This window comes from Planococcus koreensis (genome assembly GCF_004761975.1).
GTDB classification, from domain to species: Bacteria; Bacillota; Bacilli; order Bacillales_A; family Planococcaceae; genus Planococcus; species Planococcus koreensis.
The window spans coordinates 19,684-44,369 of sequence record NZ_RQII01000019.1 but is presented as its reverse complement, the minus strand read 5'-3'; the positions used below and the strand labels follow the sequence as shown (position 1 = coordinate 44,369).

24 protein-coding genes and 1 pseudogene are annotated in these 24,686 nt (G+C 48.1%); 11 read left to right on the top strand and 14 right to left on the bottom strand.

Annotated elements, in window-relative coordinates; all coding sequences use genetic code 11:
- Positions 1–42: 42 nt before the first annotated feature.
- The 6 genes from EGV91_RS04320 to EGV91_RS04295 all read right to left on the bottom strand — a co-directional run bounded on the left by EGV91_RS04320 (position 43) and on the right by EGV91_RS04295 (position 7,153).
- A complete protein-coding gene (locus EGV91_RS04320) occupies positions 43–1,596 on the bottom strand; it encodes a fatty acid--CoA ligase family protein (protein WP_135501017.1) in 1,554 nt (517 codons plus the stop codon).
- A 99-nt stretch (positions 1,597–1,695) separates the two neighbouring features.
- On the bottom strand, positions 1,696–3,633 hold the full coding sequence (locus EGV91_RS04315; RefSeq protein WP_135501015.1) for an FtsX-like permease family protein: 1,938 nt from the start codon (positions 3,631–3,633) through the stop codon (positions 1,696–1,698).
- Positions 3,605–4,378 (bottom strand): ABC transporter ATP-binding protein, encoded by a 774-nt coding sequence (locus tag EGV91_RS04310; protein ID WP_135501013.1) that lies wholly within the window; start codon positions 4,376–4,378, stop codon positions 3,605–3,607. Before EGV91_RS04310 ends, EGV91_RS04315 begins: the two co-directional genes overlap by 29 nt.
- Complete coding sequence (locus EGV91_RS04305) at positions 4,296–5,384, bottom strand: sensor histidine kinase (RefSeq protein WP_135501011.1); 1,089 nt, start codon at positions 5,382–5,384, stop codon at positions 4,296–4,298. The genes EGV91_RS04310 and EGV91_RS04305 overlap by 83 nt, the downstream gene beginning before the upstream one ends.
- Positions 5,384–6,088 (bottom strand): response regulator transcription factor, encoded by a 705-nt coding sequence (locus tag EGV91_RS04300; protein ID WP_135501009.1) that lies wholly within the window; start codon positions 6,086–6,088, stop codon positions 5,384–5,386. Before EGV91_RS04300 ends, EGV91_RS04305 begins: the two co-directional genes overlap by 1 nt.
- Positions 6,089–6,160: 72 nt before the next feature.
- Positions 6,161–7,153, bottom strand: coding sequence for a lipoate--protein ligase (locus tag EGV91_RS04295; protein WP_135501007.1), 993 nt, complete (start codon positions 7,151–7,153; stop codon positions 6,161–6,163).
- Between the two features lie 142 nt (positions 7,154–7,295).
- Between EGV91_RS04295 and yhfH the strand changes: the two genes are divergently transcribed.
- A complete protein-coding gene (gene yhfH, locus EGV91_RS04290) occupies positions 7,296–7,421 on the top strand; it encodes a protein YhfH (RefSeq protein ID WP_135501005.1) in 126 nt (41 codons plus the stop codon).
- Positions 7,422–7,517: 96 nt separating this feature from the next.
- Here the strand turns inward: yhfH and EGV91_RS04285 are convergent, their stop codons facing one another.
- The 4 genes from EGV91_RS04285 to hemE are packed head-to-tail and all read right to left on the bottom strand — an operon-like array spanning position 7,518 to position 11,460.
- Complete coding sequence (locus EGV91_RS04285; protein WP_135501003.1) at positions 7,518–7,985, bottom strand: FixH family protein; 468 nt, start codon at positions 7,983–7,985, stop codon at positions 7,518–7,520.
- A complete protein-coding gene (gene hemY / locus EGV91_RS04280) occupies positions 7,982–9,421 on the bottom strand; it encodes a protoporphyrinogen oxidase (RefSeq protein WP_135501002.1) in 1,440 nt (479 codons plus the stop codon). The genes EGV91_RS04285 and hemY overlap by 4 nt, the downstream gene beginning before the upstream one ends.
- 36 nt (positions 9,422–9,457) lie before the next feature.
- The gene (gene hemH / locus EGV91_RS04275) at positions 9,458–10,384 is read right to left on the bottom strand and encodes a ferrochelatase (protein WP_135501000.1); all 927 of its coding nucleotides are present in this window, start codon (positions 10,382–10,384) and stop codon (positions 9,458–9,460) included.
- Positions 10,385–10,413: 29 nt separating this feature from the next.
- Entirely contained in the window at positions 10,414–11,460 is a 1,047-nt protein-coding gene (hemE, locus tag EGV91_RS04270) for a uroporphyrinogen decarboxylase (protein WP_135500998.1), read from the bottom strand.
- A 205-nt stretch (positions 11,461–11,665) separates the two neighbouring features.
- Between hemE and EGV91_RS04265 the strand changes: the two genes are divergently transcribed.
- From EGV91_RS04265 to EGV91_RS04255, 3 genes are all read left to right on the top strand, one after another.
- Positions 11,666–12,175 (top strand): antibiotic biosynthesis monooxygenase family protein, encoded by a 510-nt coding sequence (locus tag EGV91_RS04265; RefSeq protein WP_135500996.1) that lies wholly within the window; start codon positions 11,666–11,668, stop codon positions 12,173–12,175.
- Between the two features lie 62 nt (positions 12,176–12,237).
- Positions 12,238–13,230 carry a sodium:calcium antiporter gene (locus EGV91_RS04260; protein WP_135500994.1) on the top strand — a complete coding sequence of 331 codons (993 nt, stop codon included), beginning with the start codon at positions 12,238–12,240 and terminating at the stop codon, positions 13,228–13,230.
- A gap of 76 nt (positions 13,231–13,306) precedes the next feature.
- A complete protein-coding gene (locus EGV91_RS04255; protein ID WP_135500992.1) occupies positions 13,307–14,473 on the top strand; it encodes a M20 metallopeptidase family protein in 1,167 nt (388 codons plus the stop codon).
- 38 nt (positions 14,474–14,511) lie between these two features.
- Here the strand turns inward: EGV91_RS04255 and EGV91_RS04250 are convergent, their stop codons facing one another.
- Both EGV91_RS04250 and EGV91_RS04245 read right to left on the bottom strand, forming a co-directional pair.
- On the bottom strand, positions 14,512–15,714 hold the full coding sequence (locus EGV91_RS04250; RefSeq protein WP_135500990.1) for an ABC transporter permease: 1,203 nt from the start codon (positions 15,712–15,714) through the stop codon (positions 14,512–14,514).
- A pseudogene (locus EGV91_RS04245) lies at positions 15,698–16,446 on the bottom strand (ABC transporter ATP-binding protein). Before EGV91_RS04245 ends, EGV91_RS04250 begins: the two are co-directional and overlap by 17 nt.
- Before the next feature lie 179 nt (positions 16,447–16,625).
- Between EGV91_RS04245 and EGV91_RS04240 the strand changes: the two are divergent.
- The 7 genes from EGV91_RS04240 (at position 16,626) to EGV91_RS04210 (ending at position 20,819) form a co-directional block, all read left to right on the top strand.
- On the top strand, positions 16,626–17,042 hold the full coding sequence (locus tag EGV91_RS04240) for an HIT family protein (protein WP_135500988.1): 417 nt from the start codon (positions 16,626–16,628) through the stop codon (positions 17,040–17,042).
- A 121-nt stretch (positions 17,043–17,163) separates the two neighbouring features.
- Positions 17,164–17,694, top strand: coding sequence for a tryptophan transporter (locus EGV91_RS04235; RefSeq protein WP_135500986.1), 531 nt, complete (start codon positions 17,164–17,166; stop codon positions 17,692–17,694).
- Between the two features lie 126 nt (positions 17,695–17,820).
- A complete protein-coding gene (locus EGV91_RS04230) occupies positions 17,821–18,222 on the top strand; it encodes a YtxH domain-containing protein (protein ID WP_135500984.1) in 402 nt (133 codons plus the stop codon).
- 134 nt (positions 18,223–18,356) lie between these two features.
- The gene (locus tag EGV91_RS04225; protein WP_135500982.1) at positions 18,357–18,929 is read left to right on the top strand and encodes an HTH-type transcriptional regulator Hpr; all 573 of its coding nucleotides are present in this window, start codon (positions 18,357–18,359) and stop codon (positions 18,927–18,929) included.
- Between the two features lie 92 nt (positions 18,930–19,021).
- Positions 19,022–19,567: a DUF3267 domain-containing protein gene (locus EGV91_RS04220; RefSeq protein WP_135500980.1), complete on the top strand. Its 546-nt coding sequence runs from the start codon at positions 19,022–19,024 to the stop codon at positions 19,565–19,567.
- 58 nt (positions 19,568–19,625) lie between these two features.
- Positions 19,626–19,811, top strand: a complete 186-nt coding sequence (locus tag EGV91_RS04215) for a hypothetical protein (RefSeq protein ID WP_135500978.1) — start codon at positions 19,626–19,628, stop codon at positions 19,809–19,811.
- Between the two features lie 114 nt (positions 19,812–19,925).
- Positions 19,926–20,819 carry a peptidylprolyl isomerase gene (locus EGV91_RS04210; protein ID WP_135500976.1) on the top strand — a complete coding sequence of 298 codons (894 nt, stop codon included), beginning with the start codon at positions 19,926–19,928 and terminating at the stop codon, positions 20,817–20,819.
- Between the two features lie 93 nt (positions 20,820–20,912).
- On the opposite strand, the gene yhaM is transcribed toward EGV91_RS04210, so the two are convergent.
- Positions 20,913–21,854 carry a 3'-5' exoribonuclease YhaM gene (gene yhaM, locus EGV91_RS04205; protein ID WP_135500974.1) on the bottom strand — a complete coding sequence of 314 codons (942 nt, stop codon included), beginning with the start codon at positions 21,852–21,854 and terminating at the stop codon, positions 20,913–20,915.
- A complete protein-coding gene (locus EGV91_RS04200) occupies positions 21,851–24,682 on the bottom strand; it encodes an ATP-binding protein (RefSeq protein ID WP_135500972.1) in 2,832 nt (943 codons plus the stop codon). The genes yhaM and EGV91_RS04200 overlap by 4 nt, the downstream gene beginning before the upstream one ends.
- Between the last annotated feature and the right edge of the window lie 4 nt (positions 24,683–24,686).

The following is a 24,686-nucleotide window of genomic DNA, read 5'->3' as shown; positions in this document are numbered from 1 at the left end:
AAAAAGCGGCTCGGGCTGAATTGGCCCGGACCGCTTGAATCGTTATTTGCTCATTGCTTGGTCTTTCAGCGAACGGCGAAGAATTTTGCCGGTCGTGTTTTTCGGCAACTCTTCAAGGATTTCAAAATGGCGCGGCACTTTGTATTTCGCCAAATGCTCGGCGCAATAAGCTTCAAGGTCCGCTGGCGTCAGTGAAGCGTCTTTCAGTACAACATAAGCGTTGACGCTTTCGCCGAAATTCGGATCCGGCAAACCGACAACTGCCGCTTCTACAATGCCCGGATGCGCGAACAGCACTTCTTCAACTTCGCGCGGATAGACGTTAAAGCCGCCGACAATAATCATGTCTTTTTTGCGGTCGACAATATAAAAATAACCTTCTTCGTCCACTTTTGCTAGATCACCAGTGTAAAGCCAGCCATCGCGCAGCGCGGCAGCCGTTTCTTCCGGCAGCTTGTAATAGCCTTTCATAACGTTCGGGCCGCGGACGATCAATTCCCCCACTTCTCCTACAGGCACTTCTTCGCCAAGTTCATTGACCACTTTGTTTTCGACGTTGACGATCGATGTGCCGATCGAGCCTGCTTTGCGGTCGCGGTCAATCGGATTGAAACACGTGACTGGTGAAGCTTCCGACAAGCCGTAGCCTTCGGACACGCGCACTTGGAATTTGTCCTCGAAATTATGCAGCAGCGCTACCGGCAAGGCAGAACCGCCGGAAATCGCTAAGCGCACCGTCGCAAAGTCTTCGGTTTTCGCTTGCGGGTATTGGTACATGAAATTGTACATAGTCGGCACGCCGGCAAATACAGTCGCGCGCTGCGATTTGATCGTTTCGAATACTTCCGCGGGATTGAAGCGCGGCACCAGGATAATGGTGGCGCCGATCAATAGCGGTGCGTTGACGACAACCGTTAACGCAAAAACATGGAATACCGGCAATGTCGCAACGATGCGGTCGTCAGTATTCATTTGCAGGTAATCGCCGATATCACGCGCATTCGAGTAAAGGTTTTCGTGCGTCAGCATTGCGCCTTTCGGTTTCCCAGTCGTGCCGGATGTATAAAGGATGACGGCTACATCATCGCCTTGCAACTCGGCGGAACCTTCGAATGCCGGAGAGGCCATCAAGAGCTGGGTGAACGAATGTACTTTCGGTTTGATCGCATCCGGCAATTGAGCCATTTTCTCGGCCGCGGATGGGTCGGTTTCGCAGATGATATACGCTTCAACCGACGGCAGCGCTCCATGCGCTTTTTCAACCAGCGGCAACAATGCATCAAGTGCAATGACTGCCTTGGCATCACTGTCTTTCACGATGTAAGCGATTTCATCTGGCGTGTAGATAGGGTTGATCGGCACAGCTGTAGCGCCTACGCGCATCGTTGCGTATAAGGCAATCATGAAATGCGGTGTATTGCTCAGCAAGAATCCTACATGGTCCCCTTTTCGGATCCCAAGCGATTGGAGCGCGCCTGCGAATTTCGCGACCGACCCGTCAAATTCTTGGTACGATGTATCTTTCCCCATAAAGTGATACGCGGTTTTACCCGGATTTTGCAGTGAGATTTCATGGACGCTCTTCACTAAATTCATTTCCCATCCCTCTTTCATGTTGAATGAATCCTCATTCATTATTGACGCTGTTTTCATTATAAAAGAAATCTTCAGACAATACAACAAGCATCGTAAAATTTACGATGCTCGAAGATGTTCGATATAACGCCAGCGGATCAAGAAAAAATAGAGAATTTGGGCAATCGTGAAACCGCTCAGCACAAACACCATTTCACCGAGAATCGACAATTCCGCAAATTCATCCCATACCACCTGCAGCGAAATGAAGGCGAACGTGCTATGCAGCAGCGCAACACCCCACGGCAGGAAAAATTGCGGCATAAGCTGCCGGTTGACGATTTTACCCAGCTCTTTTTCCGTCATACCAAGCCTCACCAACAGCGAATACTGCCTGCGGTCCCGCTCCAGCCCAGTGTACAATTTAAAATAAATGAAACTGCCCGCAGCCAGCAAGAAGACTGCAGCTACCATCACGCCGATGAACAGCAGGATGGCGAATGACGATTTAAACAGGCGGTAATCTTCCCCTGGATTGACGAAGAAGAAATTCAAATCACGGAAATCCTCCTGCACAACTGCTTGCTGCATGATGCCGGTCAATTCTTTGCCCACGCTGACCGTTTCCTCCCAGTCCGGGATATCAAACGCATAATACGTGAACGTCGATTCCCCGTCGCCGAAACCGGCCAGCGGTTCATCGATTGCGGCATAATCAGAGTCGTTGACGACAATGCTGTTAAAGTTCACAGTATTGACCGGAAACATGACATGGGGATAAACTTCATCAATTGATAAATCGATGTCGCTTTCCATCAGCCTTGTTTCCACGCTGACTTCGCCCAATTCCTCCAGCGATTCTTGCGAATAAGGGATGAAAATCCCTTCTCCACTCTGTGGATAGACTGGATTAAAACCGAGCGTCAACGCCAAGCGGTTAAAATCGGATGTCCGAACGATATCGACATCATTGCCTGACAGCGTCGAAGTTTGGCGCTTCACAATCAGCGGCACCATATCGTACTCCAACTCTTTGCCTTCCAATTGGGAAATGAGCCGGTCGACGTGCTCCCTCTCCTCGCTATTGCCATTAAATGAAATGTAGATGAGGCCGAGCGGATTTGATTCGCGGAAATCGCCTGTATAAGACATGAACGAAGCAAGCGTTCCAACAGTCAGGAAAGCGACGGTCGAAACGATTGTCACGATAAAGAACATCTGGGCACTGTCTTTCAGCTTAACCGAGGCTTCAGCAATCGCCACCAGCCGGGTCTTATGCCAATACACGCCTCGCCGGCGCTTATAAAGCTGCAGCAGCGAATGGATGGAATGCGTGAAGAAAAGATAGGTTCCGAGCGTCGCAATCGGCGGGATGATGAACGCCATCGTGTAGACTGTGCTGTCCGATACCATCGCAGCAAGAGCGTAGGCGATGGCCAGCAAAACAAAACCAAGCGCTGACAGCCATTTGGAACTTTGCGTGATTTCCTCCGTTTTCCAATAGCCCTGCAGCAGATCCAATATGCCTTTCGTGCGCACAAAAGCGACACTGACGAAAGAAATGATGATGAACAGGCTGGCAAATGCACCGATCGTCAAAGCGAACGGCTTCCACGACACATAAAGAGGCAGCGCTTCAAGTTCCATGATTTCACGGCCAATCATAAAGAAGAACTTGGAAAATGCGAAGCCCAATGCGATTCCCGCAACGGTTGAAACCGTGCCGAGAATCATCGTTTCAAAAAAGATCAATTTATTGAGCTGCTTTTTTGTCATTCCCAGGTGCATCAGGATACCGAACTCTTTTGAACGCGCCTGCAAAAATGCGCTCATCGAATAAAACAGGAAAAACAGCGTAAAGATGTAAAGCACCACTTCCGCGATGAACATGCCGCGCACCGCGAGCTGCTGCAGGCCATCTTCTGCGAACAGCGGATGGAAGATGAACATGGAATAGACGAAAAACACCATGACCGAAAAGACGCTTGCTAAGAAAAACGCAGCGTAGCTTCGGCGGTTGCGGAATACATTACGGTAGGCGAGCTGCCGAAAGGTCATTCACGTTCCCTCCCAGCAAGGATAAGACATTAAGGATTTTCTGATAGAATGTTTGGCGGCGCTCGTCGCTGTAGATTTCATTGAAAAACTCGCCATCTTTGATGAACAGCACGCGGTCGCAATAACTCGCCGCGATCGGATCGTGGGTGACCATAACGATGGTCGCACCGCTTTCTTCGCTGACGCTTTTCAATAATTCCAGCACGTCACGCGACGCTTTCGAATCGAGGTTGCCGGTCGGTTCATCGGCCAGAATAAGCGAAGGATGATGGATGAGCGCCCTGCCGATGGCGGTCCGCTGCGCTTCGCCGCCGGAAATTTCGTTCGGGCGCTTGTGGAGAAGCGATTCAAGGCCGAGTTTCCGCGCCAACTCCAAGACGCGCCGAGCCATTTCATCGGTCGGCACATAGTCGAGCGTCAGCGGCAGCACCATATTCTCTTCGACGGTCAGCATCTGCAGCAAATTGAAATCCTGGAAGATAAAGCCCAGTTTATGGCGCCTGAAAAGCGCAAGCTCATTTTTGTCCAAACCGTGCGGATCGACCCCGTCGATGAGGATTTCCCCCGCAGTCAGCGTATCAATTGTCGAAATCAAGTTCAGCAGCGTCGTCTTGCCGCTCCCCGAAGGTCCCATGACGGCCAGAAACTCACCTTTTTCCACTTCAAAGCTCAGTTGATTGAGCGCGCGGTGCGTCACTTTCCCTTCGTACACTTTCGTCACTTCTTCGATTTTCAATAACGGCATTGTCATTTCCCCCTGTTGCGGAATCCTGGTTGCGGAATAATATGGACACCGCCGTTCCTTCGCCGATGGATGAATCGATCATCAGCTGATGCCCTAGTTTTTTGCATACTTCGTTTGCCAAATACAAACCCATGCCCGTCGATTCACCTGTCTTGCGCCCATTTTCGCCTGTAAAAAAGGCTTTCGTGACGCGCGGCAAATCCGACGCGGGAATTCCGATCCCTTCATCGCGTATCGTCAACAACGCGCTTTCATCGACGCAATCCGCTTTGATATACACTTTTTTGTCCTTTTCGAACGTGTATTTCAAGGCGTTCGTCAGCAGCTGGCCCAAGATGAACTTCATCCATTTGCGGTCGGTCGCCACGATGTACTTGTCGTCGACATCAATTTCCGGGTAGACCCGTTTCGAAATGAACAGCCGCTTGTTTTCATTGACGATTTCGGCAACGATGCTGCGCAGCTGCACTTGCTCAATCTGCATATCTTCCTCGAATGTATCGAGGCGTGCATTCATCAATACCGTATCCAGCCCGGCCTTTAGCCGGTCCACTTCTTCACGGACGCTGTTCTTGTCCAATTCCTCCGGCTCTTGCAGCAATAATTGCATCACCGACAACGGCGTTTTCATCTGGTGCACCCATTGGTTCATGAATTGCAGATGGCGTTTTTGCGAAGCATAAAGCGCCTGCGCCTCGTTTTGGTAAAGGCGGTAGATTTCCTGCATGTATTTCTCGCTTTGCAGCTGCTCCGGCGATTTCCCGTCGCGCTGCAGCGCGTGTTCCATCCGGTCTGGCACCGCTAAAATCTTTTGGTAAAAGCGGTAGCGTTTCGAAAAGCGGGTTGCCAGGAAAACGGCCACGAGCAGCGTGCTGATCACGAATGAGTAAATCGCCGTATCGACGTTGCGGAATCCGTCGAGCCAATAAAGCGCCATGATGAACGCGACCAAAGCGGCTTGGAAGACGATAAACGCCGCATGCTCTTTAAAGAACAGCCGCAGCATTACAATTCCTCCTCGTCGATCAGCAAACGGTAGCCCGATCCACGGACGGTTTCGATCATTGACTTGACGCCATAATCCGCCAATTTTTTCCGTACGCGGGTCATATTGACGTTTAAGGTATTTTCATCGACAAACGCCTGGTCATCCCATAATTCTTCCAGCAGCTGTTCGCGCGTCACCACTTTTGGATATTGCGCGAGCAGCAGCTCCATGATGGTGCATTCTTTTTTCTGCAGCGGAATGATATCGTTTTTGACATGAAGCTCCATGCGCTCAAGAAACAAAACGATGCGTCCGGCTTTTACCGAACGTTCTTCCTGTTTCGGAGCGTATTCGCCGTAAGCTCTCCGCAAATGGCTCTTTATTTTTGCAAGGACGATTTCGTAATGAAAAGGTTTCGTGATGAAATCATCGCCGCCATTTTCAAGTGCAAAAACCTGATCCATTTCCCCAGACCTCGCCGATATGAACAGGATTGGGCAAGTAGACTGCTGGCGCAGCTGCCTGCACCAATAATAGCCGTCATAGGAAGGCAAGTTGATATCCAGCAAGACCATATGGGGATCAAAAGCTTCGAATTCTTCAAGAATCCGATCGAAATCCTGCGCAGTTTCCACTTCGTAATGGTATTTGCGCAGCGTTTCCGCCAGCAATGCCGCGATTTTCAAATCGTCTTCCACTATAAAAATCCGTTGTGCTGCCATAATGATTCCCCCTTTCGTTTTCTTTCAATTTTAACAAAAGAGCCTGCTCAATAGCAGGCTCTTCATCAATTCTTAATAAATTAATTTCAGGAACTCTTCTTTTGTGATGCCCCCAAGGTATTTTGGAATATCAAAACCATTGATGGCTTCATCAAGCGAAGCGCGCTCGTATTTGATGCCCGTGATTGCGTTTTCGATCTCCGAAACATCGCCGACACCGAAAAAATCGCCAAAAATGCTGGCGTCCTGCACAACTCCGTTCTCGACTTGCAGCCGGACGTCGATGCCGCCGACCGGAAAGCGATGGGAATGCTTGATGTTGAACTTCGGCGATTTGCCGTAATTCCAATCCCAGTTGCCGTAGCGTGCTTTCGAAATTTCATGGATGCCGACCCAATCCTGCTCCGTCAATTCGTAATAGCGGACATTTTCTTCGCCATCAAAAATCGAATGCAGAATCGCTGAACGGAATTCCGTTACGGACATCGGCGTTTCCAGGAACTCGGAAATATTCGCAACGCGGCTGCGGATGGATTTGATGCCTTTCGACTCGATTTTCTCTTTGCTGACTTTCAACGCGGAAACGACTGCTTCCACCTCTGTATCAAACAGCAGCGTGCCGTGGCTGTACATTCTGCCTTTTGTGGAAAACTGCGCATTGCCGGAAATCTTGCGGCCTTCCGCCATCAAATCGTTGCGTCCCGATAATTCCGCATTGACGCCCAATCCTTGCAGCGCCTGTACCACCGGCTCAGTGAATTTGCGGAAATTGCGGAAGCTTTCGCCGTCATCAACCGTGATGAAGCTATAATTCAAATTGCCGTGGTCATGGTACACTGCCCCGCCGCCTGAAAGCCGGCGCACGACATGGATGCCATTGGAATCGACATAATCGGTATTGATTTCTTCTGCAGTGTTCTGGTTTTTACCGATGATGATGGATGGCTCGTTGATATAGAACAGCAAGAACGGATCTTGTTCAACATCCATTGTTTTCAATAAATATTCTTCAATCGCTAAGTTGATTCGGGGATCTGTAATGCCTTTATTGTCTACGAAATACATGATTTCTCTCCTTTAAATGCTATGCTTCTTCTATTTTAACGGATTTTTGAAAATAATTCACTGTTTAGGGTTGACGTATCTAAACTGTTATAATACAATTCATTTAACAACAACAGTACTATAACAAAAGGAGCTGGAGATAATGATTGAAAACGTAGTCGAATTTTTCAAGAATCTGCCCCCTAAACAATGTACAACTTGTGGAGAAAAAATTGATGAGCAGCACGAATGCTACGGCAGCAAATGCGATTCCTGCAATAATTTATAAAACGGTTTGAAAAGAGCGATCGAGAATTTCTCGATCGCTCTTTTTTTGTGCAAAAATAAACAGCCGCCGGCAAGGTGCCAGCGGCTGTTGAAAGGGTCAATGCCCTGAATGTTTTTCCATATTCTCCATGCTGTCCGCTTCATCGCTGTCATCCGGAACGATTGATGCCGGATCCGGATTGCCAGCGGTGATCTCGTGCTTCGGCATGACATGAAGCTGGCGGGCTGTAGTGTGGGCATAGGTGAAATACAAACCTTCTTCGAGCTTGGTTTCAGCTTGATAAACACCATCGCCGACATGCTTGGCTTCAAGCATTTCGCTGTCGTCGCGGCTGCCGGACTGCCAAACTTCGAAAACCACTTCATCTGCGTCTTCAACCGCTTCGCCGCCTTGGGTGACTTTCGCAAGAAGAGGAACTTTTTGTCCGGCTTCCACTTGTTCAGGCGTTTGAATTTCAACCACTATCTCTTCGACAACGAAATCAGTGTCGCTGGAATTGGCATCATCCGTGCCGCACGCTGCAAGCAGCGCCGAAAGCAAAACAATCATAAACAGTTTTTTCATATGGCTTCCTCCGCTTTAAAATGCTTTAACGGGCAGCGGGCGATTACTTGCTGCGCCGCCAGCTTGCCTTGTTCGATGCAGCCGGGAAGTCCGAAGCCTTCAAACGAACTGCCGATCATCTGAATGGCAGGAAAAGCGGTGTTCAGTTCTTGCTTCGCTTGTTCAATGCGTTCATGATGGCCAACGAGAAATTGGGGAAGTGCTTCTTTCCAGCGCGACACAACAGTGAATTCAGGGTCGCCTTTCAGATTCAACGATTTCCGCAAATCGGCCAATACCGTTTTCTCGATCTCATTATCGGATAGATCAACGACCGTTTCGTCGCCGACTTTGCCGATAAAGGCCTTGAACAGCATTTTGCCTTCCGGCGCATGGCCAGGCCATTTCGAATGAGCCGCAGCGCAAGATGTAATGGCAACGTCGCTGTTGCGCGCGACAACAAAGCCTGCGGCATTTTCAGTAAGGCAATTATGGGGTTCTACAGCAAACGCCATTGACACAGTGGCAACTGAAGCAGCCGGCATTTCTTTCAGCTGCTTCAACAAGCCATATCGCTCGAACAGCGGGGAAATGCGCGTATGCGGCAACGCCAGAATCACTTCATCCACTACAATGGCTGAATCGTTATTCAAGGACAAAAGAGTCTGCCCGTTCTGCTTTTCAAGCTTTTCCACTTTTACGCCTTTCAAAACGGTGCAAGTGCCCAAATGGCTTTCAAGGGCCTCAATGATCGTTCCCATGCCTTGCTTGAAGTTCTGCGATGAGCCAAGCCCGTTGGCGCTGAACTCTTCGGCATCGAACTCGCCGCTTTTTTTCATGCCGCAGATGACGCTGCCGTACCGCTGTTCGATGTCACTGAATGCCGGAAAAGTCGCATGGAGGCTCAGCTTATCGATATCGCCGCCATAAATTGCCGTGAATAGCGGTTCAATCAGATTGTCCACCACTTCGTTGCCGAAGCGCCTGCGGACAAACCGGCCAAGCGGCTGGTCTTTTGATGTGTCCGATTTGGGCAGCACCAAATCCCCCGCTGCACGGATTTTGCCGCTCCAGGAATAAAGATCCGACACAAGGAAAGGTCCGATTTCGGTCGGCACTCCCATCACTGAGCCATCTGGAATCGGATGCAGGCGGTCTTCCACCATGACACATCCGCGGCCTGATGAACTTTCCAACAATTGCCCGCCAATGCCCAATTCTTCGGCCAACTCCAACATGTTCTCTTTTCGGGAGAGGAACGAGTCCGGTCCGCGCTCAATCACAAACCCATCTTTGCGAAGTGTCTGGATTTTGCCGCCCAATCGGTGCGCAGCTTCTATCAACGTAATATCCAGTAAAACCCCTTCAGCTCTTGCTTGTTTTTGCAAATAGTAAGCTGCAGACAGACCAGCAATCCCTCCGCCTACAACTGCTACTTTACGCGCTCCTTCGGCCACGTTCTCTCCCCCTTTCCTTCGTTTTAACAGGGCTGATTACTCAGCCAATTTCTTCATGACCGTGTCAACCATTGCATCGATGAACAATGGCTGTACGTTCGGCATTTCCGGGCGTCTGTAAGCCGCTCCGAGTTCGTCGCAGACGACTTTACATTCGTAGTCGTTGTCGAATAGCACTTCCAGGTGATCGGCAACAAAGCCAACCGGCGTGTAAACGAACGAGCGATATCCTTTTACATCATATAATTCGCGCGTCAAGTCCTGGACGTCTGGTCCGATCCATGGCTCCGGAGTTTGTCCGGCACTTTGCCAACCAACTTCGTAATGCTCCACGCCTGCTGCTTGGGCGATCAAATCGGCTGTTTCTTTCAATTGATCCGGGTAAGGATCGCCGTTTGCAATGATTTTTTCCGGCAATGAATGCGCAGAAACAATCAGGCAAGATTTAGCGCGTTCTTCTTCGGACATCTCCGCAAACGCTGCGCTGACTTTTTCGCTCCAGTATTGGATGAACTTCGGTTCTTTGTACCAGCTTTCAACTGAAGTCAATTGGATGCCGGCTTTTTCAGCAGCTTCTGCTGCGCGGCCATTGTATGACTTAACAGAGAACGTCGAGAAATGCGGAGCCAATACAATCGAAATCGCTTCTTTGATGCCATCGCGGTGCATCGCTTCTACGCCGTCTTCAACAAACGGTTCAATATGCTTCAAACCAAGGTACATTTTAAATTCGATATCGTCCTGGGCTTCATTCAAACGGGCACATAGCGCATTGGCTTGGTCCTGCGTGATTTTTGCCAAAGGCGACAAGCCGCCGATTGCTTTGTAACGGTCTTTCAGATCTTCCAAGCTTTCTTCGCTCGGCTTGCGTCCGCGGCGAATATGCGTGTAATAGCGTTCAATATCGCTTTCTTCGTATGGCGTTCCATACGCCATCACCAATAATCCCATTGTCTTTTTCATCGTCAATCACCTCATAAGAATTTTGTGTTTCAGTTGCCTGCTTTGTGGGCAGCACTGTATTCGTGTACCAATGAAGTCAATCTTTTCAATGTATCAGGCTGCACTTCCGGGAATACACCATGTCCCAGATTGAAGATGTAGCCGTCTTGCTGCATGCCCATATCCAAAATCGCTTTTGCGCGTTTTTCGATAACTGGCCAGTCCGCCAGCAAATAAGAAGGATCGAAATTGCCCTGCAAGGTTTTTGTCAAACCCATTTCGCGTGCTTCTGTAATCGGCAACCGCCAATCCAGTCCGACCACATCAACCGGCAGGTCATGCCATTCTTTCGCTAAGTGGCTTGCGCCGACGCCGAAGATAATCAACGGAACGCCTTCAGTGCGAAGTTCTGCAAAAATGCGGTCCATAACCGGCTTGATGAAAATGCGGTAATCTTCTACATTCAATGCGCCGACCCATGAATCGAAAATCTGGATCGCTTTTACGCCTGCTTTGATTTGTGCTTTTACGTAAGGGATGATCGTATCCGCCAGCTTGTCCATCAAGGCGAACCACATTTGCGGCTGGGACACCATCATCGCTTTGGTTTTGTTGTAATTGCGGGACGGCCCGCCTTCGATCATGTAACTTGCAAGCGTGAACGGCGCACCGGAAAAGCCGATCAACGGCACATTCAATTGCTCTTGCGTCAAGATGCGGATGGTTTCAAGAACATACGGCACGTCCTGCTCCGGGTTGATTTCGCCTAAACGTTCGATGTCTGCCATCGTGCGGATCGGGTTATCGATCACCGGGCCAATGCCTGATTTGATCTCAACGTCCACACCAATCGCTGGCAATGGCGTTACGATGTCTTTGTACAAAACAGCTGCATCCACATTGTATTGGTCAACCGGCAGCTTCGTGACGTAAGCGCATAATTCCGGCTGGTGTGTGATTTCTTCCAACGAGTATTTCTCTTTGATTTTGCGGTATTCTGGCTGCGAACGCCCTGCTTGGCGCATGTACCAGACTGGCACATGATCGGTTTTTTCGCCGCGCGCCGCCTTCAAAAAAGTATCGTTAAATTGTGTCATGTAATTTTCATCCCTTCGGTTCTTTTCGTCCTTTGCATCCTATATCCGTATATACTATAGACGCTCCGTATCCTATTGTATAGATTACTTATGCAAATGTCATAAATTAGACGCTTATGCTTTCACCGGATTGCCATTTTGGTTTTACAGCATTTTGTTGAGGGAACGCTGTATAATGTAGATATAAGTTAAAGGAGGAATTCAGATGAATTTATTCATGACGACAGGTACGTATGACTTTATGAAATCGATGCGTGCAAAACATGCTGACGAGACGATGGTGTTGATGCAGGGCGAAAACACGACATTGCTGCTGCACGAGACGGAGGGCAAATCGCTTTTCCAGACGCCGCGCCGCTATGAAGTGGTAGATGGCACAGGAACATTCCAAGAAAAAGGTTTTTTTGTCTTCAATAATATTCCGGTGACTGATGAAGGACGGCCGATTTTCGAGCACCGTTTCAAAAACCGCGCCGGCGCCATCGAAAACGAACCGGGCTATGTTGCGTTCCGCGTACTGCGCCCGCTGGATTCAGATACGTACGTTGTATTGACTGAATGGGAATCCCCTGCTTTCTTTGAAAAGTGGAAAGAATCCCAGGCATTCTCGAAAGCACATGCGAAACCGGAAGGCGCTCCCGCTGAAAAACGGCCGAATATTTTCTCTGGAGCTTCTTACGTTACGACTTATAAAGCAAAACCTGAAGAAGCATAAATAGATGATGAACGCTTAGCTTTTATATATAGAAGCTAAGCGTTTCGATTGGGGGCATTGCATTGGTTTTCATTTACTTTATCCTGGCCGCAGCTGTGACGGTGTTCGCTGCGATTAAATTATCGCAATACGCAGACGTCATCAGCGATAAAACGGCGATGGGCGGCATGATGGTCGGTACATTGCTGCTTGCCGGCGCGACATCGCTGCCGGAAGTTTCCACAAGTTTCTCAGCAGCCGCCATCGGCAATGCGGACATTGCGGTCGGAAATATGATCGGCTCGAATTTGTTCAATTTGTTCATCTTAGCAGTTTTCGATTTCCTGCTTCGCCGCAGACGCATGCTGGCGATCGCGGAACGCGAACATTTCTATACCGCCATTTTAGGCCTTTTCCTGACGACACTCGTCATCGCAGCGTTGTGGCTGCGGATTGACGCTTCCCTATTTGGCATCGGCATCGACGCCTTGATCATCGGGATCAGCTATATCGCGGGTATGGTCATCATCAACAAATTGCCAAAGGCCGAACCGTCAGCCAACGTCGAGCTGCCGGATGTGCAGCCGGTGAATCCGACGGCCGGGCTTTCAGCAAAAGCGGCCATTTTCCGCTTTGTTGTTGCTGCGCTCATCATTCTTGGTGCAGGTACGGCATTGTCCATTCTTGGCGATCAAATTGCCATCATCACAGGGATCGGCTCCAGTTTTATCGGCAGTTTCCTGATTGCTGCTACGACTTCCCTTCCTGAAGCTATTGCTGTTTTCGTCGCTTTGCGCCTCGGCAACGTCAATATGGCAGTCGGCGCAATTTTAGGCAGCAATGTCTTTAACATGATCATTTTGGCATTGTCGGATCCGGTCTTTACCGCCGGCCCAATTTTGTCAGCTGTTTCCGGTTCGCACATGATCATCGCGATTGGCGTCTTTTTCATGAGCATCCTCGTCCTGATTTCTTTGGTCCAGAAAAAGACGATATCGCCTTTGGTATACGCCTTGCCTTCACTGGCAATCATTGCCATCTACTTTGTCGCGTCTTACCTGAACTTCACTTATTGACAAAAGAGCCTTTGGGCTCTTTTTTTATGCTATCATTTAATTATCATTATTTTGATAAATGAAGGGAGCTAATTGAATGTTAGAAAAGATCTATGCAGAATTGGACACAGCCTACGAAGAAATGGTGGACATCCGCAGGCATCTTCACATGCATCCGGAACCTTCTTTCGAAGAAACGAAAACAGCACATTATATCCGCCATTATTATGAACAGCTTGGTGTTGATGTAAAACATGGTGTCGGCGGGAACGGCGTTGTGGCGACAATCCATGGCGAACGCCCCGGAAAAACTGTCGCTTTGCGCGCAGATTTTGACGCATTGCCGATCGACGACCAGAAAAATGTTCCCTATAAATCGACAGTGCCTGGCGTCATGCACGCTTGCGGACATGATGGCCATACTGCCACATTGCTCGTACTCGGGAAGATCCTTCATATGATGCGCCATGAACTGAGCGGCACGTATGTGCTGATTCATCAACACGCGGAGGAATTAGCGCCGGGCGGAGCCCAAGCGATGATTGAAGCCGGCGTCTTGGACGGCGTCGATGTCATTTTTGGAACCCATTTATGGTCCACTTCCCCGCTTGGCAGAATCGATTACCGCGTCGGGCCATTCATGGCAGCAGCGGACGCTTTCAAGATTAAAATTCAGGGAAGCGGAGGGCACGGCGCAAACCCTCATGAAACGAAAGACGCCGTCGTCATCGGCTCGCAGCTGGTCACGAATTTGCAGCAGCTGGTTGCGCGGCGCGTTGACCCGCTCGAATCCGCTGTGCTGTCCGTCACTTCATTTGTGGCGCAAAACCCGTACAATATCATTGCCGACCATGCAGAATTATCAGGTACGGTGCGGACATTCACGGAAGAAACCCGCCAGCTGATGGAGCGTGAAATGCAGCGTGTGGTTGAAGGCACGAGCATTGCAACAGACAGCACCGCAGAATTCAATTTCATGCGCGGCTATCCGGCAGTCATCAACCACCTGGAAGAAACGATGTACTTGAAAGACGTTGCGGCGACTGTGCCTGGCGTCACTGAAGTCTATGACGCACCCGCGCAAATGGGCGGCGAAGATTTCTCCTATTACCTGCAAAAAGTGCCTGGCACGTTCTTCTTCACTGGCGCAATGCCGGATGGCGAAGTGTTCCCGCACCACCATCCGAAATTCGATTTCAAAGAAGAAGCCATGCTCATTGCAGCGAAGACCTTAGCTGCAGCGGCAATCAATTACCAGCCATAATAAAACAATCCCCGCATCAGTAAGATGCGGGGATTGTTTTATCTTTTTTTGGTTTTCACCGACAGCAAGGTCACGGCCGAAACACCGAAGACAATGGCCAGCATGATCGCAGCGAAGAGCACTTGGCCCGACACGGCTACCGTTGCAGCGACCAAAAGCGCCTGCACTGCTTGAACTCTAAAGACAAGTTTTCGAACCGCTTGCACACGGCTGAACTTGCTCAGCGGGAACAAGTTGTCCATCCGGAAATAATGGGTTTGGTTCAAGCCTTGCCAAATCTGGATGGCTGAAGCAAATGCCAGCGCGGCTGAAAAAATACCGGCCGCAACCGGAAACGGAATCAGCCAAGCTCCCGCCATTGAAATGGCGGTCAGCCGGACCCACAGGTAAAACAATTCATCCGAACGGATGAACGTCCGCCACACCAAATAATAATGGGCATTTTCCGGTCCAGATTTGATGAAGCCGTAAAGCCAGTCCAGCCAGCGCCGCTCTTTGATCTTGCCTTTCAAATGCGGCACATCCGTGAAGAGATTGGCAAACTGGTAAAAGCGCAGCATGCGGTTTTCTTCGAGCGCGATGAAATGCTCGTAGGGAAACGGCTTGCCGCTTGCCTGCTGCTTTGCCCAGCGTCCGTATAGTATTATGCCGAACAACAAAAAGATGGCAATGAGCATTTGGCCGATCACATAGAAATAGACGAAGAACAAAACCAGGGAAAAACGGACCAGCCTGTCCAGCCAGGCGTTACGCCCTGCATTTGCCTTGCGCAGCGAAAATTCCGTATTGATGCTCCACCACTTCAAAAGAAGGAGCATGATTGGCAATCCGATAAGCAGCGCCGACGGCAAGCCGTAAAGCGCATTGACCATCGGCAGTGAAACGATAAAAGCAATGACGGGCAGATAGATCTGCGATAGGAACGACCATTTCAAAGCCGGCTTCAAATAACTGTCCAATTTGCTTTCAAGCGGTAAGAAATACACCATATCCGCTTCTTTCAGCAGCGTAGAAGGCGGACTATAGGCCAACAGCACGGCGAATACGAAAGCCAGCAGCCAAGCTCCTGGAAAGCCTTCCGGAATGTCCTGCACCCATTCGCTGTAAGCATAGCCAGCGGCGCCGATTGCGAACAGCATGACGACTGCGATATGGCCAGTAACGATGTATTTCATGTAATTCTGGACTTCTATTGTATATTTCTGGAGGCGCTTCGACCACACTTCATGCAAGTTCTTCATTTGCAGCATCCTCAGTCATCGCAATGTATAAATCATCCAGTGAAGCATCCGGCATGCCGAATGTACGGCGCAAATCATTCATTGTGCCCATCGCCCGGACGCGGCCGTTATGGAGCAGGATGATGCGGTCACAATACCGTTCCGCTGTCGACAGAATATGGGTCGACATCAGCACCGATGCCCCTTTTTTCTTTTGCGATTCCATCTGGTCCAGCAGCGATTTGATGCCGAGCGGATCAAGCCCGACGAACGGTTCATCGATGATGTACAGCGAAGGCTTCACCAGGAACGCGCTCATGATCATAACCTTTTGCCGCATGCCCTTGGAAAATTGCGAAGGAAACCACTTCAGCCGCTTTTCCATTCGAAATTCCTTCAATAATTCCGCAGAACGTTTTTCAAATGCAGCTGGCTCAATATTATAAGCCATTGCGGTCAATTCCAGATGTTCACGCAGCGTCAATTCTTCATATAATATAGGCGTTTCCGGAATATAAGAAAATGCCGAGCGGTACGCATCCATATCCTCTGCAAACGTCTTGCCGTTCAACCGGATCTCGCCGGATTGCGGCTGCATAAGGCCGATGATGTGCTTGATCGTCGTACTTTTGCCGGCGCCGTTCAGCCCGATCAAGCCGATCAGCTCCCCTTTTCAATTGAAAATGTCACGTCTTGCAAAACAGGTTTTCGTGTATATCCCCCTGTCAGTGACTGAACTTCTAAAATGGCCACTTTCAACACCTCTTTCTCTTTTTCCATTGTATCAAAACCGCCGCGGGATTTCTTTTTTCGTGTCGAGCCTCAGCGGCGTATTTTTTTGTGTACTGCAAGAAATCTATATTTGATTCTTACGCTCGCTTTTCCAAAAATCAAAATATGATAAACTGGAAAAAATGGAAAGGAAGATGACGATGACAAATTGTATTTTCTGCAAGATCATTGCTGGCGACATCCCAAGCATTAAAATTTATGAAGACGAGTATTGCTATGCTTTCATGGACGTCATGCCGCTTTCGAAAGGCCATACTTTGCTGGTGCCGAAAACACACCGGGAATTCGTCTACGACTTGTCTGCCGATGAAGCAGCCAATCTTTTCAGTGCCGCTCCGAAAATCGCTGCTGCTCTGAATGAAGCATTTGAACCGGAAGGCATGAACCTGTTAAACAATAACGGTGCAAAAGCCGGGCAGAGCGTCGGCCATTTCCATCTGCATTTCATTCCCCGCTATGGTGCTGGCGACGGCTTTGGAGCCAAATGGATGACGAAAGAAAAAGAGTTCACAACAGAACGACTGCAGGAACTTGCCGGGCAAATAACAGTAAAATAAAAGCTGCATGCTTGATTTAATGGTTTATACAGGATAGAATCAGAATAAGTTTTTTCGCCGGCAGCCATGAGGGCATGTCCGGGAAAAACAAAAATAGCTTTGAGCTGAGGAGAGATGAGAAGTGAATACGAAGAATTTAGTGTTAATGGCTTTATTGGTCAGTGTAGGTGCAGCATTGTACGTCATGATCCCGGGATTTAACGGCGGGATGAAACCTGACTTTATGCTGACGATGATGTTTATCGGGATCTTATTGTTCCCACAATCTAAAAATGTATTTTTACTGGCCGTGACAACGGGTGTGATTTCTGGCCTGTTTTCCACTTTTCCGGGAGGCTTCTTCCCGAATATTATCGATAAGTTCGTAACGGCATTCGTGTTCTTTGCAGCCGTTCTTGTTCTAAAGAAATTTTTGGTCAAACTTCCTGCTGCTGTCGCATTATCAGCGATGGGCACAATGTTGTCAGGCGCGGTCTTCCTGTCCGCTGCGATTTTCATCATCGGCGTGGAAATTCCGTTCGGTCCGTTATTCATGACCGTTGTTTTGCCGGCAGCGTTAATGAACGCTATTGCTTTTGCGTTCATTTACCCAATCATCATCACTCTTGTCAAACGTTCCAAGTTTGAAACAGCAGTGACGCAATCAGCATGATTCTAAAGCTTTTTGATGGCAAATCCATCGAAAAGCTTTTTTTCGTTGAATAGCTATTCATTATTATGTTTTAATTAAGTGAAATAAAGGAAAAGAACGTTATAGGACGAAAGGGGCGCTTTATCTATGAAAGCATCGACATTTTTTTTAGGGCTGGCAACTGGCCTTGCAGCTGGAGCAGCAGCGACATTATTTTCAACACCTCAATCCGGACAAGAACTTAGAAGTTCCATGAAGACAAGCTCTTCCGATTGGAAAGAAAAATTGACGGATGTAAAAGAAAAAGTGAATAACTTAAAAGAATCGGTCAATCATTTGAAAGAACAAAGCAAAACCGCTGTACCGGAGGCGACTGACGGCCTGAAAGCTTCACTGGAAACGTGGAAAGAAAGCACAGGCCCAGCCAAAGAACATTTACAGCTTGAAATATTGGCAATCCAAAATGCTATAGAAGCCTTGCAAAATTCCATCAGCAAAGATAAAAAGGATGATCATGCTGATTCAGACGACGATTCGGACAATAAATAAAAGGGACTGCCCATGGGCAGTCCCTTTTATTTATTTTACGATTTCCTAAATTTTTTTATTATTCACACTACATTCCTGTTTGTTTTATTGCTATAATAAGAGAAAACATTTTCACAGGAAAGGTTGGTGCTTAAATGAGTGAAAGAGATTACACTTTGAAAGAAGCCATGATGTTCAGCCAGCGGATTGGCCAATTGTCAAAAGCTTTGTGGAAGGCTGTCGAAAAGGATTGGCAGCTATGGATCAAACCTTATGATTTGAATATTAACGAACACCATATTCTTTGGATATCGTACCATTTAAAAGGCGCATCTATTTCCGATGTGGCCAAATTCGGCGTTATGCATGTCTCCACTGCTTTCAATTTTTCGAAAAAGCTGGAAGAACGCGGATTGCTGTCTTTTTCAAAGCGGGATACAGATAAGCGCAATACATATGTGGAATTAACCGACAAAGGCGCGGACTTGATCCAAGAAATGATCGAGAAATACCATGACACTCCACATACTGTAATTGACGGCTCCCTGCCGCTTAGAGAATTATACGGCAAATTCCCTGAATTCATGGACGTCATGGCCGTAATCCGCAATATCTACGGAAACGACTTCATGGAAATCTTCGAAGCGTCTTTCAAGAACATTGAAAGTAAATTCAGTGAAGAAAATCACATTCTCGAGTCGAAAGGAAAAACTGAAAACGCTCTCTAAAATTTAATGCCCAATACTATTGCATTTCCTCCAAAATCGTTGTATTGTATGTATCGACTCACATGACAAAACACCTTTTAGGAGATGCATCCATGCATTGCTGGAAATCCATTAACGTTAAAAAACAATACGGCCTCGATCGGCTTTATCTGATGTCAGCACTTATCGCCCTTGGCGTCTTTATGACTTTCTATATCGTGCTGAATATCCTGTATTCCAATCCTTTGTCCGATAAAAACTTTTTGCTATTCATAGGCGCAATACTCGCAATCTATCCGCTCCATAAGCTGTTCCATTTTCTGCCGCTTATCGGCTGCCGGAGAAGCATCCGTGTCATCATCAAAAAACAGCTTAAGGTTGTTCCGATGATTTCGCTTCATATTACAGAGCCGGTTGCAAAGATCCGATTCATCTTGACCTTGCTTTCACCATTCCTTGCAATCAATACAGCGATTATCATTTCAAGTATGATGATGCCAGCTTACAGCCATTATTTTGCGATGCTTTTGGCTTATCATTGCGGCTTGTGCCTCACTGATTTGATTTACATCCGCAACTTAGCGCACTCGCCAAAAGATGCGTTGATTGAAGAAACGGATAACGGTTTTGAGATTCTTGTACCTGAAGCGGTGGTCTAATCCTGTATTTTTCGCCCTTCTTTGATATACTAGAAGCTAAGTCGAGGGGAGGAAATCCATGATTATCGCTTTTGTAGTTATGTTCTCTGTGCTTTACTTGTTCCAGATCAACCGAATGACATTGGCACTCGTCACTTCAAGAGAAATTCCGGAAGAAAATCACCAGAAGATTTTCCGGACCATTAATATATTGGTAACAATTTTGCTTGTATCTTTGTATGTAGGCGTAGAATTCACTCCATAAGTCTATTTGCCCCTTGGGCATGTGGACTTTTTTTTTAGGAAACTTTTTGATTTTTTAAACGTTTATGTTATAGTAACTACTGCATCTAGATAGAAAGTTGGGAGCGAATCTATTATGAAAAAATCCATTTTAACCTTGTCCTTAGCGGCATCAGTACTTGCTTTGAGTGCTTGCAGCGACGGTGCTGACAGTGAAGTAATCGTTGAATCTGAAGTTGGCGACATCTCAAAAGAAGAACTGTATGAAGAGATGAAAACTTCTGTCGGCGAACAGGCAATCCAGATCTTGATGATTGAAAAAGTCCTTTCTGAAAAATACGAAGTGACGGACGAAGAAGTAGACGCGGAATTCGAATCATCTAAAGAAGAGATGGGCGAAAACTTCGAGCAATTCCTGACACAAAACAATCAGACAGAAGAAAGCTATAAAAAAGTTTTGCGCTTGAACCTGCTTCAGGAAAAAGCGTTGACTGACGGCGTCGAAGTTACTGATGAAGAAATTCAACAGCAATATGACCGCCAAGCAACTGAATTGAATGCACGCCACATCCTGGTTGCCGATGAAGAAACAGCAAACAAAGTCAAAACTGAATTGGACGGCGGCGGAGATTTCGCGGCACTTGCTGAAGAGTATTCAACGGACACTGGCTCTGCAGCCAATGGCGGATCATTGGACTGGTTCGGCACAGGCGCGATGGTGCCTGAGTTCGAAGAAGCTGCTTACGCATTGGAAGTAGATGAAATCAGCGAACCTGTTCAATCTCAGCACGGCTTCCACATTATCCAAGTTACGGACAAGCGTGAAGTCGAAGACCAGCCTGCATTGGACGAACAAAAAGAGCAAATTCGCACAGAATTGGCGATGGCTAAAGCCGACCAAGCTGCTTTAGTGCCGAAAATCGGCAAAATGCTTGAAGACGCTAAAGTCGAGATCAAAGATGAAGATTTAAAATCCGCTTTGGATGAAATCATTAACGCTGAAGCTCAACCAGCTCAACCAGCTCAATAATTGAAACAGCCATTAAAAAAGGCGGTGCTAAATTCTTTGTGAATTTAAGCGCCGCCTTTTTTGTATGCGATTATTTAATTGGCCTGCTCTTCCCTAATCGATTGTCGGCTTGTAGAAAGAACGGTTATCCAGCGGAAACAGCCGCTCGGTAAATTCACCTTGCTTCGTTTTTTCAAGCGCGCGGTCAAGCATCATCATTTTCGCATCGATGTTATCGATATAATGGAGCATTTCCGCTTCTTTGATCATCGGCTTTTTCGGGCTTCCCCACTCTTCTTTGCCATGGTGTGACAATACCATATGCTGCAGCAGCAAAACTTCTTCGCTGTCAATATCGAGCTCTTCCGCAGCTTTCTCGATTTCCGTCACCATGATTGAAATATGGCCAAGCAAATTCCCTTTCAAGGTATACGTTGTTGCAATCGGCCCTGACAATTCGAAAACTTTCCCGATGTCGTGGAGGATGATGCCTGAATACAGCAGATCCTTGTTTAAGCTTGGGTAGATCCCTGCAATGGCATCTCCCAGCTTCAGCATCGAGACGACATGGTCCGCCAGCCCTGACACGTAATCGTGATGGTTCCGTGTTGCTGCCGGGAATGTCAGGAATTGCTGCTGGTATTTCTTCAAGATATGGCGGGTGATCCGCTGAATATGGGGATTCTCCATCTTGAAAAGATACTGCATCACATCCTCCAATAGCTCTTCCGTTGTTTTCGACGAAGACGGCATAAGATCTGCAATCGACTGGTTCTCTTCCGGCTTCGCAGGCCGGATGCTCTTGATGCGCAATTGATTTTTGCCGCGGTAATTATGGATTTCTCCACCAACGCGGACAATCGTCTCCGCAGCGAAGACCTTCTCATGTTCATCTTTTGTGTCCCAAAGCTTTGCTTCTATATCGCCGCTCTTATCTTGCAGGACGAGCGACATAAACGGATTGCCGGTAGTGGTGACGCCCTTCACCGATTGTTTGATCAGCAAAAATTCATCGATTGTCTCTCCGACAGCACGCTGTGTAATTCCTTTTGTCATGAATGGACACTCCTTCCAATATCAGCCACATCAATAATCGATGCTTTCGGCCAACTTTCTTTCATCGTCTCGTGGCAAGTAAAATAAATGAATTGATGGTTTAGCTGCAACTCCGTTATTAAGTTTATCATGTGCTGAAGCCGCCGGCGATCAAAATGAACAAACGGGTCATCCATGATCACGGGAAACGCATGGCTTTCTCGCATCGAAACGGCCAGCGACAAGCGCAAAGAAATATAGGCCTGCTCTTTTGTCGCTTGGCTAAGCTCAGCTATATGAAAACGCATGCCGTCTTCCCTGACCGCTTCAAAAAAACCATCTGGATTCATTTCCAGGTTGCTGTAAGCATTGCCCGTCAGTTTGCTGAAATAGGCTTGTGCTGCTCCGATGACCGCCGGCAGTTTTTTATCCTTCAATTCGTCCATCGTCCTCCGGATTGCGGCAGTTATGGCTTTGTCTATCGACCAGCGCATCGCAAGCTCAGCGAGCTCCTCTTTCTTTTCTTCGAATTGCTGAAGTTTTTCTTCATACTCACCATCTGACAACAGCGTTTTTGCCGCCTGCAGCTTATCAGCTTTTTCGGCCAGCAATGCATGACGCTCTTTTTTCAGTGCTCCAAGCTTATCTTCTAAGCTTTCAATGCCGCCGTCTGCTGTGCTGTCGCCATTCATCTCATCGACATCGCCTAGGCTATCCAATTGCGCTGCCAGAAATGCCTGCTGCTTGCCGATTTCCTGAAGGCGTTCCCAGCCGTCGCAAAGGCTGTAAAATTGCTCCAAGTTCAAAGCTCCGGCATCCTGCAACAGGGCGCCTTGCTCCTGCTCAATCTGCAAAGCGAGGGATTGGGCTTGTGCCAGTTCTGCCTGAAGCTCCCTCTTTTGCGCCAGCGATTTCGCCACACTTGCGTTATGGTCTTTGCGTGCGGAAAATTCCGCGCGGATTGCTTCGTACAGGCCATCCTGCGCCAAAACTCTGTTGCAGGCGGCAGACGCTTCAGCAAGCCATTCCTCAGCTTCGGCGGTATGTTTTGCAATGTCTCTGCTAAGCCGTTCCGAAGCCGTTTGCAATGCTTGTATTTCACGCAGCGCGCCGAATAATTCCACGACCGTTTTTCTTCCGGTTTCAGGATTGATGCCCAGCTCCTGAAGAAACTCCCGGTATGCCTCTTTTGCCCCTTGCCCTTGTGGTGCTTGTGCCAAAGTTGCAATTTGGCGCTTCGTTGCTTCCAAATTGTCCAGTAAGCTGTCCAATTTTCTGTCGTATTGCGCTAATTTGTCGATTAACGCATTAAGCTCCGTTTCCCTGCCGCCGTAAGCCGCTAGAACCTGTTGATATTCCGCTGGGAGTGTTTCGGTCTTTCTGCCTTTAAAGGCCATCCAAGCCCCTGCAATAGCTGCCAGAACAGAAATAACGGCTAATGGATAATTTTCTTGGAAAATTCCGATCAGGAAACCTAAAACCCCGAGTCCCATCAATATATACATCAGATTCTTTGGGTTGCTGGATCCTTGAAGCTGCCCCGCTGCTTTTGCCTCGGCTAATTTCGGCGCAGCAGCCAGCCACTCTTCTGCTTCCTTGCGCTCTTTTTCAGATGGTTCGCCAGACAGAAAGAATTTCAATTCCTTCGACGCTTCTTCCAACTTCGTTTTCTCTTCCGCAACTTTCCGGCTATGATACCGCTGCTCTTCTTCTTCTTGATCCGCTTGTTCAACAAAGGACAAGAGCCGCTCCTCATTGTTTAGCGAAACATCCGCCCGCAGCGCCTGCTCCAAATCCATTCCAACCAATGAAAGCAAACGTCCTTGTTCATCTGCAATTTTGCCTATTTCCTGCTGTTTATTGGATAGTTCCGAACTCAGGCGGTGCCATCCGGATTCCTTTGCCAAAAGGCCTTCCAATTCTTCTATTCGTTTCGGCGTTTCGGGCTGATCAGCCGTCCGGTTGTATTGTTGTTCCAAAGAGCCGATTTTGGCTGTTGCTTCCGACAGCCTGTCTGACAGCCTGTCCATCCGGCGGCGGCCATCCGGAGGAAAAGCGGTTGCCTGCAATGTGCTTGCCTCCAACTCCAGCGCTTGCCGCTTTTCCAGAAGCGGCCTAGCCTGCAGCCAGCGTTCAGCAGCTTTCAATGCTCCATCAAGTTCAGCTTCTTCATCGCCCATCTCATCCAGCCGGCTCTCGATTTCACGAACCCGTGCAACATAAGGTTCATATAATTCGATTCGGCGGCGGTACTCTTTCAAATCATTATCAAGTAATTTGAGTTCATCGACCCTCAAGTTGATTTCGGGGTTGCGTCCGCTTTTTTTGAAGACAACGGCCATTTCTTTTTCCAGGCGGCTCTCCATCCGGGCGATGGCGTCCATGCCAGTCGTTCCGGATGCCAGCAATGTCCGGCTCAATTCTTCTTCATTCATATTTTCAAGCCCTTGCAGCTCATGTATGGAAAACGAGAATACAGACTCAAAAGAAGCCCTGTCGTAATCCCGTAAAATCATTTTCAGGTCAGTTTCAGAACCGCCGCTGCCATCTTCGAAATAAAGCGTTACATCTCCAGCCGATTTCCCTTTCACACGTTCAATAATTACCCGCCCGAAATCCGGATCCACAATATGCAATTGCCCGCCATATTTGCCGCCGTTTTTCGGTTCATAGCGCCGCAGGTTTTGATTTTTGGATGGATAGCCGAATAAGGTCTGGATGATGAATTGCTGGATGGTGGTTTTGCCCGCTTCGTTCGTGCCGTAGATGATTGACAGTTCGGGGTCCAAAATGATTTCGCGATCCTGGTGTTTGCCGAAACCGTAGATGACCAATTTTTCGATTTTCATCCGT